The 13,392-nt window shown below is 55.7% G+C and carries 12 protein-coding genes; 5 read left to right on the top strand and 7 right to left on the bottom strand.

Annotated elements, in window-relative coordinates; all coding sequences use genetic code 11:
- Positions 1-35 precede the first annotated feature (35 nt).
- The 4 genes from D3H35_RS13545 to D3H35_RS13530 all read left to right on the top strand — a co-directional run bounded on the left by D3H35_RS13545 (position 36) and on the right by D3H35_RS13530 (position 5,641).
- A complete protein-coding gene (locus D3H35_RS13545; RefSeq protein WP_119149866.1) occupies positions 36-3,110 on the top strand; it encodes a hybrid sensor histidine kinase/response regulator in 3,075 nt (1,024 codons plus the stop codon).
- Positions 3,085-4,218: a response regulator gene (locus D3H35_RS13540; RefSeq protein ID WP_119149865.1), complete on the top strand. Its 1,134-nt coding sequence runs from the start codon at positions 3,085-3,087 to the stop codon at positions 4,216-4,218. The genes D3H35_RS13545 and D3H35_RS13540 overlap by 26 nt, the downstream gene beginning before the upstream one ends.
- Positions 4,219-4,261: 43 nt before the next feature.
- Positions 4,262-4,849 (top strand): Crp/Fnr family transcriptional regulator, encoded by a 588-nt coding sequence (locus D3H35_RS13535; RefSeq protein ID WP_119149864.1) that lies wholly within the window; start codon positions 4,262-4,264, stop codon positions 4,847-4,849.
- Positions 4,850-4,912: 63 nt separating this feature from the next.
- Entirely contained in the window at positions 4,913-5,641 is a 729-nt protein-coding gene (locus D3H35_RS13530; protein WP_119149863.1) for an SDR family oxidoreductase, read from the top strand.
- Between the two features lie 62 nt (positions 5,642-5,703).
- On the opposite strand, the gene D3H35_RS13525 is transcribed toward D3H35_RS13530, so the two are convergent.
- Positions 5,704-6,714 carry an AraC family transcriptional regulator gene (locus D3H35_RS13525; RefSeq protein ID WP_119149862.1) on the bottom strand — a complete coding sequence of 337 codons (1,011 nt, stop codon included), beginning with the start codon at positions 6,712-6,714 and terminating at the stop codon, positions 5,704-5,706.
- Positions 6,715-6,836: 122 nt separating this feature from the next.
- On the opposite strand from D3H35_RS13525, the gene D3H35_RS13520 reads away from it, so the two are divergent.
- Positions 6,837-7,418 (top strand): NAD(P)H-dependent oxidoreductase, encoded by a 582-nt coding sequence (locus tag D3H35_RS13520; protein WP_119149861.1) that lies wholly within the window; start codon positions 6,837-6,839, stop codon positions 7,416-7,418.
- A gap of 22 nt (positions 7,419-7,440) precedes the next feature.
- On the opposite strand, the gene D3H35_RS13515 is transcribed toward D3H35_RS13520, so the two are convergent.
- From D3H35_RS13515 to D3H35_RS13490, 6 genes are all read right to left on the bottom strand, one after another.
- On the bottom strand, positions 7,441-8,040 hold the full coding sequence (locus tag D3H35_RS13515; RefSeq protein WP_233567927.1) for an acyl-CoA-like ligand-binding transcription factor: 600 nt from the start codon (positions 8,038-8,040) through the stop codon (positions 7,441-7,443).
- Positions 8,027-9,574: a DHA2 family efflux MFS transporter permease subunit gene (locus D3H35_RS13510; RefSeq protein ID WP_119149860.1), complete on the bottom strand. Its 1,548-nt coding sequence runs from the start codon at positions 9,572-9,574 to the stop codon at positions 8,027-8,029. Before D3H35_RS13510 ends, D3H35_RS13515 begins: the two co-directional genes overlap by 14 nt.
- 228 nt (positions 9,575-9,802) lie before the next feature.
- A complete protein-coding gene (locus D3H35_RS13505; protein ID WP_119149859.1) occupies positions 9,803-10,333 on the bottom strand; it encodes a discoidin domain-containing protein in 531 nt (176 codons plus the stop codon).
- Between the two features lie 235 nt (positions 10,334-10,568).
- Entirely contained in the window at positions 10,569-11,360 is a 792-nt protein-coding gene (locus D3H35_RS13500; protein ID WP_233567926.1) for an ABC transporter permease, read from the bottom strand.
- A 24-nt stretch (positions 11,361-11,384) separates the two neighbouring features.
- The gene (locus D3H35_RS13495) at positions 11,385-12,173 is read right to left on the bottom strand and encodes an ABC transporter permease (RefSeq protein ID WP_119149858.1); all 789 of its coding nucleotides are present in this window, start codon (positions 12,171-12,173) and stop codon (positions 11,385-11,387) included.
- A gap of 2 nt (positions 12,174-12,175) precedes the next feature.
- Positions 12,176-13,162, bottom strand: a complete 987-nt coding sequence (locus D3H35_RS13490) for an ABC transporter ATP-binding protein (protein ID WP_119149857.1) — start codon at positions 13,160-13,162, stop codon at positions 12,176-12,178.
- Positions 13,163-13,392 lie beyond the last annotated feature (230 nt).

The following is a 13,392-nucleotide window of genomic DNA, read 5'->3' as shown; positions in this document are numbered from 1 at the left end:
ACCGGACCGGATGGCGGAGACAAAGGACGGAAGCCGTGAACAAACAACTGGCGGTACTGCTCGGAATGATCGGCATCTTCTTTATCGTTACGCTTATTTTCATATGGGATTGGCTGAACCCTCCGGGAGAATTTCCGGAAGCCCGCAATGGCGTACTGGATGCGCGGCAGTGGGATTTTGCGGAGCAAGGGGTTATTCCCCTTAGCGGACAATGGGAGTTCTATGAGGGGCAATTGCTCGGTCCGGACGATTTTCGCAGCGGCTGGAAGAGCATGCAGGCGCGTCCTCAGCTCGTAAAAGTACCCGGCAGCTGGCAGCGAGCGGTGAATTCCGTCAGAGGGGAAGGCTTCGGCGCGGGCACTTATCGCCTGCTCGTGGACGTGAACCGGGAGGACATCTACAGTCTGCGCGCCAAAAAAATTCGCCTCTCAAGTCATATCTATATCAACGGCACAGATGTGGGCGGCACCGGCCGACCGGCCTTGACGGCAGAAGACTTCGTCCCCAGCAACGTCCCCTTCTTCGGCACCGCCGCCGCGAATGCCGGTCAAGTGGAAATCATCATGCAAGTTGCCAGCTTCGAATTTTTCCAGGGCGGACTCGTACAAGCTCCGATCTTCGGCTTGACGGGGGACGTCATGGCGGATCGCGACAACTCACGGCTGGCCGATATGATTCTCATAACGACGCTGCTCGTGTTCGGGCTCTACTACGTCGGCATGTTCAAGCAATGGCGCAAAGAACCCCATATTATGTACTTCAGCCTGTTCTGCTTGTCGACGGGCCTGTTCTTCAGTCTGGACGACGAGATTTTGGCGACAACGCTAATTCCGTCTCTCTCGTTCCCATGGCTGCAGAAGATGATCTTTATTTTTCCTTATATGACGTTTCTTTTCTTTTTTCGCTATGTTTACAGCTATCTGGGCGAAAAGGAGTCGACTTTTATCCGGCTTCTCCGCCAGTTCTCTTATATGTATTTGGCTCTGGCCGTTATCGTTCCCAACTCGTATCTTACCCGCTTGTTCTCACTCGGGATTGCTCTGCAAATCCTTTGCTTTTTCGCTATCTTTTACGCCATATTCCACAGCCGCAGGCGAGAGACTCATGGCGGCTACTATGTGACGCTTGGCGTGTTTTTTCTGATTTTCACCTGGATCTACGGCCAATTTCGCTACTTGCTGGCGCTCGACAATCCGTATTACATCATCGTAACCCCGCTGCTGCTCGTCTTCTCGCAAGCGTTCCTCATGTCGGATCGGATTCGGGACGCTTTCCAGAGAAGCGATCGGCTGACTACCCGGCTGCTTCAATACGACCGTCAGAAGGACGAATTTCTGGCCACGACGTCGCATGAGATTCGCACTCCTCTGCACGGCATCATCAATTTGTCGCAAGCGCTGCTGGACAATCAGGATACGCCTCTTCGCCCGGAGCATCGGGAGAATATACAGCTGCTTCATCTGATCGGCAGGCGGCTTGCCGGACTCGTTCACGACATTCTGGACATGAACCGGATCCGGTACGGCCAGCTCTCCATCCATCCGACGGCCGTCAATGTCGGTACGTCGGTTCGGTTCGTCATGGAGACGCTGTCCGTCTCCTCCATCAACCGGGAAGTCAAGCTCGTCAGCGAGCTGCCCCGCAAGCTCCCCTTGGTGCGTGCAGACGAGAACCGGCTCCGGCAAATTCTTCACAACCTGATGGAGAACGGCTTGAAATACACGGACAGAGGCACGGTAAAAATTTCGGCGGAAGTACGGGAAGACGAGCTGGCCTTAACTGTCGAGGATACGGGCAGGGGCATACCAACCGATGCGTTCGCCGACCTCTTTCAGCCGTTCGTCCAGTATCAGGAAGACAGCTCCGGTTCGCGCGACGGCATCGGTCTCGGGCTCAGCATTTCGAAGCAGCTTGTAGAGCTTCAGGGAGGCCGGCTGGAGGTGGAATCCGAAGTCGGCGTCGGCTCCCGATTCACGTTCACGCTTCCGATAGCCCATTCGGAGGAAGAGGCCGCCGCGACGACGGAATGGACGGGCACGGGCGCGGCTGCGGAGGAGACGACGGCGCCATTGTCGGGAAGCTTGCAAGGCGGGAAAGCAGCGGAATTCCATATTCTTATCGTAGACGACGAGCCGTCCAATCTGAAGGTGCTGATCGACGCCGTCACCTCCATGAGACATGCCTATACGGCGGTCGGAAGCGGCAGGGAAGCGCTCGATACGCTGCTCCGCGCGCCTAAGCCGGATTTGGTGCTGCTCGATCTGATGATGCCCGGTCTATCGGGGTTGGAGGTGTGCCGGGAAATCCGCTCGCTGCGCGGGCTTGCGGAGCTGCCCGTCCTTATGCTGACCGCCTCGGGCCAGACGGGAGATATATTGGCCTCCTTCAATGCGGGCGCGAACGATATCGTGCAAAAGCCGTTCGAGATGGCGGAATTGAAAGCCCGGGTGCGTTCGCTGCTCGCTATGAAGAACTCGTCCGAGCAAGCGATTCGTCGGGAGATGGATTTCCTGCAGGCGCAGATTACGCCTCACTTTCTATATAACAGCCTGAACGCCCTCGTCGGACTGAGCTATAAGGACGTAGATAAGCTTCGGGAGACGATTCATCATCTGACGACCTATTTGCGGGGCAAATTCACGTTCGTGTTCCAAGGCGAATTCGTAGCGTTCGAGCGCGAGATGGAGCTGGTTCAAGCGTATTTGGCGATCGAGCAGCTTCGATTCGGAAGCCGGCTGCGGGTACGGTACCGGAACGAGGACGAGATTCGCTGCTTGCTGCCTCCGCTCACTTTGCAGCCGATCGTGGAGAATGCGGTTCGTCACGGAATCGGACAAAAGCCATCGGGAGGAACGATCGATATTAGCGTAAGCCGCAGCACGGACGGAGTCGAAATTATCGTCGAAGACGACGGGGTCGGCATGGACGACGACGCCTTGCGCTCTCTGAACAAAGGCGGAGCCTCGGGGGTCGGAATCGGCAACGTGAACCGTCGTCTGCAAATGCTATACGGCCGCAAGCTCGAAATTCGAAGCAGCCCCGGACAGGGAACGCAAGTCAAGCTCGTTATACCGGAGGACAACTATGTTGAACGCAATATTGATCGATGACGAAGAAATCGCTCTGGACGTGCTGGAAATTCTGCTTTTGGAAATTGGCGGCATCGCCGTCGCCGGCAAATTCCGATTGGCTGCCGATGCGATCGAGTGCGCGGCCGGGTTGAAGCCGGACCTTATTTTCCTGGATATCGAAATGCCGGGAACGAACGGGCTGGCGGCCGCAGAGCTGCTGCTATCGCGCTATCCAGACGCGGAGATCGTATTCGTTACCGCTCATCACCAATATGCCGTGGAAGCTTTCGACACGAATGCCATCGGCTATTTGCTCAAGCCGGTCGCGAAGGAGAAGCTGGTCAAGACGCTCGGGCGCTACACCGCCTTGCAGGCGAAAGCCGCGAAGCGCCGCGGGGATTCGTCCGGGGCAGCGACCGGAGGCGCGGATCGGGAAAGCTCCGGCGGCGGTGCCGGTGCCAATGCCGGTGTCGGTTCGACCGTGCGAAAGCCGCTGAATCTGAAAGCGATGGGCAGCCTGGAGCTGTACGATGCCGAAGGCCGTCTCGTAACCTGGCGAACGAAAAAGACGAAGGAGCTGTTCGCCTACTTGTGGCACCATGGCGGTTCTCCCGTCTACCGATATCGAATCCTCGACCATTTGTGGCCGGAGCTTGCAGCCGACCGCGCCCAAACGCTGTTCCACACGACACTGTACAATTTGCGCAGCACTTTGCGGACTGCCGGATTTCCGGAAGCGGTCGCCTTCGGCGACGAGCGCTACTGGATGCGCACCGATGACATTGGCTGCGACGCCGACCGCTTGGATGCGATTCTGCGAGCCGGAGACACGGCGGAATTCGCGGAAGAGCTGCTGTCGCTGTACAGGGGAGACTACTTGGAGACGGAGTATTACGGCTGGGCGGAGAGCCGGAGATATGAGCTGCGTTCCGCCTTTATCCGTTACCTCGACAAGGCGGTCGGCAAAGCAGGCATGACAGCCACAGAACCGATGCTGCGCAAGCTGATCGAATACGAGCCTTACCGGGAGCGCTCTTACGACCTGCTTCTGCAGCATCTGACCGCGACGGGCGATACCGCCGGAGCGGATCGGCTGCGGCAGTCGAAAAATCGGATATTCGACCAAGAGCTCGGGCTTCCGGAGTAAATCGAGTCTCGCAGTCGATTTCGGAAGGAGCCGAACGAAGCACATGGATGCCAGCCTTCAAAGCTATGCCACGCTGTTAAGGCGATTCAGCGACATACCCGATTCGGAGTGGCAATGGTTCGCAGCCCGATTGCACGCTCGCACATTGCGGAAATACGACTATTTTATCCGCTCGGGTGAACAGGCCCGGTTCATCGCTTTTTGCGCCGAAGGGCTGTTCCGGTTTTATTACGATACGGAGAACGGGAACGAGCTTAACAAAAGCTTCTGCGGCAAAGGGGATTTCGTGGCCTCTTTTCATTCTCTGCTGCTGGATTCGCCTTCCCGCCTGCACATTCAGGCATTGGAGGACAGCGAGCTATGGGTCATCTCCTATGCGGACTATATAGGCTTGTATGATAGACATGTTTGCTGGGAGCGTCTCGGAAGAAGGATGGCGGAGAGGCTGTTCATCAAAAAAGAACAGAGAGAACGGGAGCTGCTTCTCTGCTCGGCGGAGGAACGGTATCGTTTGTTCGTTAACGAGAATCCCGAGCTGCACGAACGGATTCCGCTGTATCATATCGCTTCCTACCTCGGCATCACTCCGGTAGCCTTAAGCCGAATCCGCCGCCGAATTAACCTAGGTTAAGGTAAAAAAGCCCCTCATGCCGTATAGTCGGGACTACCAGACTCGGAAGGGGCGATTAAGGCAATGAGAACTTCGGGCCATACGGTCTTGATTACGGGAGGATCGGCCGGAATAGGACTTGCGTTAAGCAAGCGGTTCGCGGCGAGCGGGAATCGGGTTATTGCCGTGGGGCGGGATTCCCGGAAGCTGCTGTGGTTGAAAGAAGCGCTGCCGCAAGTGGAGACGATCGCGTGCGATCTTGGCGACGGCATTCAGCGCGAGCGGCTTATCCATACGCTGAAGGAGCAGTATCCGGATCTAAGCATTATCGTCAACAATGCCGGCATCCAGTACAACTACTCCTTTCTTGAGGAAAAGGAACCGCGAATCGCGGAGGAAATCGCCATCAACCTGACGGCGCCCATCGAGCTGTGCTCCGGGCTGCTTCCGCTTCTGAAGACGAAGGAGGAAGCGGCCATTGTCAATATTTCGTCCGGACTGGGCTTGGTTCCGAAAACGTCGGGCGCCGTCTATTGCGCGTCCAAAGCGGGGCTCCATCTGTTCAGCAAAGCTCTTCGCCACCAGCTGGAAGGGACGAACGTCCGCGTATTCGAAGTGCTGCCGCCCGTTATCGACACCGATATGACGCGAGGAAGAGGCCGCAACAAGCTGTCTCCGGATCGGCTTGTCGACGAGTTCATGCCTGCCTTCGCCGGCAACCGGTTCGAGATCGCCATCGGCAAAGTGAAGCTGCTCCGATGGCTCGTTCGGATCGCTCCGGGCGCGGCAGATCGTCTGTTCAAGAACGATTGAAGTTTGGGAAGCCGCGCGGCGGCTTCTCCTCCCCCTCGAACCTCGTTTTCTCCTGCGCGAGCTTACTTCGCGAGACGGAGCCGATATTGCCCGGCCGTCTCGCCCTTCCACTTTTTGAATGCATTCTGGAACGCGCTCGGCTCCGAATAGTGCAGCAGATAGGCGACATCGCCTACACTGTACTGTCGGTTGCCCAGATATTTGATCGCCAGCTCCATCCTTACCCGGGATAAAATCTCGTTGAAGGTCGTCCCTTCCCCTTTGAGCTTCGCCTGCAGCGTCCGGGTTCCGACATGAAACCTCTTGGAAGCTTCGGCGAGGGACGGCAGTGCGGAGGCCATGGCGGATACCATCCACTCCGCGAGCCGGTCGGACAGTGCGCGGCCGTAAAGCAGGCGGCTGCGAACGTCCTTGACGTCTTCCTCGAAAGCTTGCAGCAGTTTCGCGTCCGCATACATGATCGGGAAGTCCAGCATCTCCCTGCTTACGCGAATAAGATTGCTCTCGCCGCCGAACTTCGGCATGACGCCCCAGACCGAAGCGTGCCCTCCGTATTCGCCGGGCTCGGGGTAGACGAACTCCACGGCACGGACCGGAACGCTTCTTCCGCTCAGCTTCGAGAAGAGGTGGAACAAGGAGCTTGCAACGCCTTCCGCGCAATGCCGCGACGGGTTCGAGGCAGGATTCGGGAACGTGACGAGAATATCGGCCTCTTCTCCCGACTCCTTCGTCGTTACGTCGATTCCGTTGCACAAGACCACATTGTACCGCTGATAGGAGGCCAGCGCCTCCCGGATCGTCCCGGAATGAACCAGGACGTATCCGAGAATGCCCAGGTCGAATATTTCAAGCGCCATCCCCTGCCGGACCCCGAACGATTCGTCATCCGTCAGCTCCGCCGCCGAGTTCAGAAGCCGATCGTATTCCAGCTCGGAAATCCGCGCCTCCGGATCCTGAAGCAGCCGTTCGTCGAATCCCGTGACGGAATAGAAACGAGCCAATTCGATGCCTTGAGCGGATAACGTCTTGACGATCGGATAGACGAGCTTGATAGACAATCCGATGTCGCTCATTAACAGCCTCCTTTGCGCGGAATCGCACTTTTTTGGCGTCCGATCTCATGGGAACGAATGCCGAATCTTCTTAGAATAAGATTATCGCAAGCATCGATGAACAAACCGATGAACAAAGGAGAATGAACATGAATATTGCCATTGTTATGGGGCATCCGGATTCCGGCAGCTATTGCGCCGCATTGGCGGCAGCCTACGGCAAAGGAGCTATTGACCGTGGCGCAAGCGTCCGGACAATCGATCTCAGCCGAATGGAGTTCAACCCGAGCCTGAAGCACGGCTACCGTCAACGAACGGAGCTGGAGAGCGATCTTGCCGCCGCTCAAGAGACGATTCGGTGGGCCGACCACCTTGTATTCGTCTACCCGACGTGGTGGGGCACGATGCCCGCTCTGCTCAAGGGCTTCCTCGACCGCACGCTGCTTCCCGGCTTCGCCTTCAAATACAGGGATAACTCCGTCCTATGGGATAAGCTGCTCGCCGGAAAATCCGCCAGGCTGATCGTCACGATGGATACGCCGTCCTGGTATAACCGCTTTGTGTACGGCAAGCCGGGCCATCGGGCGATGAAGATCGCAACCCTGCAGTTCTGCGGCGTCAAGCCGGTCAAGATTACCGAGATCGGCCCCGTCCGCCCATCCACGGAGCAAGCTCGGCTCAAGTGGCTCGGGAAGGTTGAGAAGCTGGGGACGCGATTTGCTTAGCGCTAGGCTCGGCTTGGTGCGTCTAGAGCGGCAAGCCCGCTTCCAGATTAACCCATGCTTCGTCCAACAGCTGCACGATATCCCCTTCGGGGTGTTCGGCATCGTAGAACATAATTGAAATGCTGACTCCGATAAAGGCTCCCGCGAAAGTCTGGACGGCAATGTCATCGATCCGCCTCTTGGTCCGCTTGGCTACCAATTCGGCGATGAGATGCATCGTCTGAATCATATTGTTCATCGAGGCCGCCCGCAATTCGGGAACCGTCATAATCAATCGGTTTCTTTCGCGCAGCGTCGCGATGTCTTCGGCCGTAAAGCTGGCGAACGCCGACTTCATAGCGGCTCGAATAGCTTGAAGCGGACTCAGCTCGGCCGGCTGCTCTTCGAATGCGGCAACAAGGAGAGGATCGTAGTTGTCTTTGATGACTACGTCCTCCTTGGTTGGAAAATAACGAAAGAAAGTGCTGGGAGAAACCTCCGCGGCTTCCGCAATCTGCTCCACGGTCGTCGCGTTATAGCCGTTCTCGCCGAAAAGCCTTGTGGCATGCATCTGGATGGCAGCCATCGTCTTCGCTTTTTTGCGTTCGCGCAATCCGACAGCCCTCTGATCATCTGGCGGCACCTTGCTCACTCCCCAATGTTGTTGGATCGGACCCCGCCTGTCTTCGCCCTTGCGCTCGTTGCGGCAAGAAGACCAACGTCAGCACGATTCCTAGCGCGGCAACGCCTCCGCACACCCACAGCATGACGTCCATGCCATGAACGAAGGCGGAACGAACCGAGTGGAGCAATGCCGTCGATTCGATCCCGTGCGCAGCCGCCACTCCGGCGGATACGCTTCGCTGCGCCGCCTCTGCGACATCCGCGGGCAATTGTAATTCGTCCACCTTCAGTTTATCACGATAGCCGTGGCTAAGCACGGTTCCCAGCATCGCGACGCCGATCGTACCGCCGACTTGCCGAAGCGCCATAATCAGCGCCGAACCGATGCCGCTCCGCTCGGCGGACAGCGCGCCCATCGCCGCATCCATAGCCGCAGGCAGCGCAAACCCAAGCCCCAGTCCGATGACGGAAATCCATGCGGCCACGAAGCCATAGCCGCTATCTATGCCGGTATTGGCCCCGACCGCCAGACCGATCGCGAGCAGCGCAAAGCCCAGCGTAATCGTAACCCCGGTTCCGACACGAGACTTAAGCCGCTCGGAAACCTTTGCTCCGATCAACAAGCCGCCCATAATCGGCAATAGCCGCAACCCGGTTCCGAATGAATCCGCCCCTTCGACCGCTTGAAAAAATTGCGGAGTTACGAACAATAGTCCGAACATCGCAAAGGATACGAGGGTCGCCAAAATCGAACCCCAGGTGAAGCCGGACGAACGGAACAGAGAGAGGTCAATTAACGGGTGACGCGCACGGCGCTCCCACAAGATGAAGCCGACGAGAACCGCAGCCCCGGCTATGATCGAGACCAACGTCATCGAATCGTCCCAGCCCCTCTCCCCCGCTTCGATAACGCCGTAAGTTACGCCGACCAGCCCCAGGCTGGAGGCCAAGACGCCGATGAAATCGACCTTGGGGCGCGTCGCGCTCTTGGATTCCGGCAGCAGGACGGAAACCGCGATCAGCGCTATCACAATAATAGGGATATTGATCAGAAACACCGAACCCCACCAATAATGGTTGAGAAGCCAGCCGCCTACGATAGGGCCAAGCGGAATACCCAGAGCATTGGCCATCGTCCATATGCCGATCGCCTTCGGCCGTTCCTCTTCCGTGAACAGCACGGGAATGATCGACATGGACAAGGGCATTAGAAACGCGGCCCCTAGCCCGAGAACGGCGCGTCCTGCGATCAGCCCTTCCGCAGAGCCGGCGAAGGCGCATGCCGCCGAGGCCGCTCCGAACAGAAGCAAAGCCAGAAGGAGCATCTTCTTCCGCCCATATCGATCGCCAAGCAGCCCGGCCGGCAGCAGCGACGCGGCCAGCACCAGATTGTAGGAATCGGCGAACCATTGAAGCTGCCCGTTGGTCGCGTGCAATTCCGTTGCGAGAGTAGGCAAAGCCAGGTTCAGCACCGTTAAATCAAGCCCGACTGTCAGCAAGCAGAGGGCCAGCGCTCCGAGCACCCACCACCTGCGGTTATTCGAATTTTTCATGATAGTTACCACCTTTTGAATTTTTATATTTAATGACAGTTTATTTTATTTGATAGTAACTGTCAATTTATTGATTTTGTCTTTGTCCTGCTTAAGGTTGTCCCGTGAGGTCGAATGAGACAGAGTGGGTACCTCGCGGCAGATAGTATGGGGGAAATATGAGAAAACAAAAAAAGTGTTGAGCAGAATGAAATCTCTGCTCAACACTTTTTTCAATACACAGCGGGTTTATTCAAACATCTGCACTTCGGCGACGGAAGTTGAATAAGCGCCGTTATTCGCGGTGATGACCAATCGATACATGGTGTAATCGCCGCTCGTGGTCGTTAAGAAAGGACCATACGTGAAATTCGGGTACAGCCAGTTCGATTCGGTAGCCAGCACGGTCCAGCTCGAACCGTTGTTGGAACCTTGGAGCGTCCAGGTTTTCGGAACGTTCCCGAGGGGCTCGGAAGAAGTCCTTACCGTATAGGACGTGACCCTCTTAGAGGTAGGGAAAGTGAAGCGCAGCTCCCCATAGACGCCGCTGGAGGTCGACCAGTAAGTGCTGTTGTCGTGGTCGAACGCCTTATAAGCATCATGGGTTGCCCACTCGCTGCTCGCGTAAGCGGTGCCATAAATGCTCGAATTGGAAGTCATGAGCGGGATGATGTTGCTGCCCGCGCTTGCGCTAATGATGCTCAAACCGGACACGACCGCCAGAGCGGCCACGGCCGAGATTACCTTTTTACCTACTAGGCCTTTTTTCAACAAACGCATGTCCTATCATCTCCTTAGTATGATCTGAAGCCAACTTGCAATCGTTGCCTTTTCCATGCGTCACACCTTTGCTTACAGCAATCCCGATACTTGCTATCCCTTAAATATCCCGCCTCCTTCCATTTGTAAGCGTTTCAATAGCACCTTTAATTTATCATATCCTTTCTGAAAAAAATGTCGAAATTAGGCGAATGAATGAGAAAATTCCAGTTTGTTAATCCGCGGCATTATACGGTTAATTACCCGTGCTGGAGAAAGCGCGAAGCCCGCGATTCCAGACGAAGTAAGCGATGGTCAAGCTCACGACGGCAACGATCGGCGAGATGACCGCGAACTGCCGGAAGCCGTCGGGATCCAGAAAGACGGCCGCCGGGTAGAACGCAGTAAAGCCGTAAGGAATGATCCATGTCAGCACGAATCGGATTCCTTTGCCGTAGATGCTCATCGGATAGCGGGCGAAGTCGCTCGAGCCGTGTACGGCGACCATGATCGGCAAGCTGTCGACCATCCAGAACGAGAACGATGCGAGGAACAGATTGACGGCCAAGAAGATCGCCGAGCTGGATACGATCATGAGGAGCAGCAGCAAAATGTCGGCGAAGCCCCAATCGATTCCTACGTGCGGCGCGGCCGTGAACATGACGATCAGCCCGATCAGCAAATTGCCGACTCCGTCCTGCTGCACCCGCTCTGCGATAAGCTGGAAAAGTACGTTCACCGGCCGAATGAGCAGACGGTCAAAATTGCCGGGTCGGATATATTGAAAGCCTATCGTCCATAAGTTGTCGAAAAAAATATGCTCGAGCGACCGGCCCAGCAGAGCGACCGCATAGATGAACATAATTTGATGATAAGTCCAGCCGTGCAAGGAATCGATCTGATCGAACACGATGCTGACGAACAGAATGGAAGTCCCTTGGATGAAAAAAACGGAAAAGACGCCGAGCAGAAAATCGACCCTGTATTCCATCATGACTTTCAATCGGGCCTTGAAATATTGCCAGTATAGTTTGCTGTAGCGCTTCACATGCAAGCTCCTTTCCCCTTATCCTCAGCCTCCGAATATCGTCACCTTGCGGATCGCGAACGACCAGGCCAACCGGATCGCCGCGTAGATGCCCGCCAACCATACTATTTGAATCCCAATTGCGTATACGGCTTCGATTCCGGCGATTTTACCGGTGTAGATGGATACGGGAACGTAAACCATCCATTGGAACGGAAGAAAATTGCTGACCGTCTGAAGCCACTCCGGAAACATCGAAATCGGCAGCAGCGCCCCGGAGAAGAACAGGAAGATCGCGTTGCGGAGCACCCGGAGTCCCCAGATGTACAAGAGCCAGAATGCCGCGATTCCAAGCACCAGGTCCAGTTGCGTGCCTATCAGAATGCCCAAGGCGGCGCTAACGATAAACAACGGAAAATCGGCCCAGCTATTAGGCGCGTTAATACCTATGAACAGGTATGCGACGAGCATCATCGGCAGCGCTTCGCGGAGAGTTCCCGACACCTTGTTGCCCAGATCCAGCGCCACCAGCTTATCCAGCAAGTTGTAAGGACGCATAAGCTCGACCGCGACGCCGCCGTCGCGAACGTTGCCGGCCAACTGGTTGCCTACGCCCGCCATATAGTTGTTAAGCGCCATAGCCAGGACAACATAAGTAATCATTGTATCGATAGGCATCTCGCCGATTGTGGTCCTGTTCTCGTATACGGCGTGCCAGAACGCGTAAATAATGAGCATCCGAAGGATCATCGACACCGTGCCCGCCCAGTACCACGCGTTATAAGCGGTGTCCACCTTGATCTGCGACTTCATCATTTCCCAATATTTTTTCATAGCTAGATACCTTTCTCGTAAATTTCCTGTACGATGGTCTCGATCTTCGGGTCAGCGATCGTCAGGTCGCGAATTCGGTAGTCCTTCATCACTTCCGTTATGACGTCGGCGGCCGTAATCGCCTGGTTGCTGAAGGAGACGCTGACAATCCCGTCCTCCTCCTGGCTGAATTCCGCCTGATTGGACAGCCGTTCGGGAAGCGCGAACAGCCCTTCCTGATCGAGCTCGAAATGAATAACACGCTTATGGCCGAACTGGTCTTTTATCGATTGCAGGCTTCCGTCGTAGAGAACTTTGCCTTCGTCGATAATAATGATACGATTGCAGATTTCCTCGATGTCCTGCATATCGTGCGTCGTCAAAATAACCGTCGTTCCCCGTGCTTGATTCATCTTCTTGATGAATTCGCGAATTTTGACTTTAACGGCCACGTCGAGACCGATTGTCGGCTCATCCAGAAAGACGATGGACGGGCTGTGCAGAAATGCGGCCGCGAGCTCGCAGCGCATCTTCTGTCCCAGCGACAGCTGGCGCACGGGCACGCCGAGAAGGGGCTCAAGCTGAAGCACCTCGGTGAACATCGCGATCGTCTCCCGGTACTCCTTGTCCGGAATCTCGTAGATATGCTTCAACAAATCGTAGGATTCCCGAACCGCGATATCCCAGAACAGCTGCGTCCGCTGTCCGAATACGGCGCCGATATTTTTGGCGTTCCGCTTTCTTTCCTTATAGGGAACGATGCCACCCACACGAACCTCGCCGCTGCTAGGGGTCAGGATGCCGCACAGCATCTTGATCGTCGTCGACTTGCCCGCTCCGTTAGCGCCAATGTAACCTACCATCTCGCCCGGCTTAATTTGAAAGCTGATATCGTCGACAGCTTTCTTCACGGTATATTCCCGCGAGAACAACCCTTTGACCGCTCCGGACAATCCCGGCTGCTTCTTGACAATCCGATAGTGCTTCGACATTCCGCTGACTTCGATCATAGTGACTCCCCTTCTTTTGTATGCGGATAGATGAATACAAAAAAACCCGATTCTCCGTGAAAGAGAAATCGGGGTTGACAGTAAACCGCGAATCTTGTCGGTTTAGCATACAGTGCCCTTAACTTGTGTAAGCGCGGACATGGAAAATATATACTGATTGTATGTGCAAAAGAATGCCGCGTCAATTAAAAACCGTCTAAAGATTACAAGGTTACCAGCCGCAAACTGTG

Source organism: Cohnella faecalis (assembly GCF_003570905.1).
Classification (GTDB): Bacteria; Bacillota; Bacilli; order Paenibacillales; family Paenibacillaceae; genus Cohnella; species Cohnella faecalis.
The sequence above is the reverse complement of the archived record's forward strand: the minus strand, read 5'-3'. Positions and strand labels throughout refer to the sequence as shown.

What these genes read in the sequence shown, in the direction of transcription:
- D3H35_RS13535 (WP_119149864.1), top strand. Translation starts at nt 4,262, where the DNA reads ATGGATGCCAGCCTTCAAAGCTATGCCACGCTGTTAAGGCGATTCAGC.
- D3H35_RS13495 (WP_119149858.1), bottom strand. Translation starts at nt 12,173, where the DNA reads ATGAAAAAATATTGGGAAATGATGAAGTCGCAGATCAAGGTGGACACC.
- D3H35_RS13505 (WP_119149859.1), bottom strand. Translation starts at nt 10,333, where the DNA reads ATGCGTTTGTTGAAAAAAGGCCTAGTAGGTAAAAAGGTAATCTCGGCC.
- D3H35_RS13530 (WP_119149863.1), top strand. Translation starts at nt 4,913, where the DNA reads ATGAGAACTTCGGGCCATACGGTCTTGATTACGGGAGGATCGGCCGGA.
- D3H35_RS13540 (WP_119149865.1), top strand. Translation starts at nt 3,085, where the DNA reads ATGTTGAACGCAATATTGATCGATGACGAAGAAATCGCTCTGGACGTG.
- D3H35_RS13510 (WP_119149860.1), bottom strand. Translation starts at nt 9,574, where the DNA reads ATGAAAAATTCGAATAACCGCAGGTGGTGGGTGCTCGGAGCGCTGGCC.
- D3H35_RS13520 (WP_119149861.1), top strand. Translation starts at nt 6,837, where the DNA reads ATGAACATGAATATTGCCATTGTTATGGGGCATCCGGATTCCGGCAGC.
- D3H35_RS13490 (WP_119149857.1), bottom strand. Translation starts at nt 13,162, where the DNA reads ATGATCGAAGTCAGCGGAATGTCGAAGCACTATCGGATTGTCAAGAAG.
- D3H35_RS13525 (WP_119149862.1), bottom strand. Translation starts at nt 6,714, where the DNA reads ATGAGCGACATCGGATTGTCTATCAAGCTCGTCTATCCGATCGTCAAG.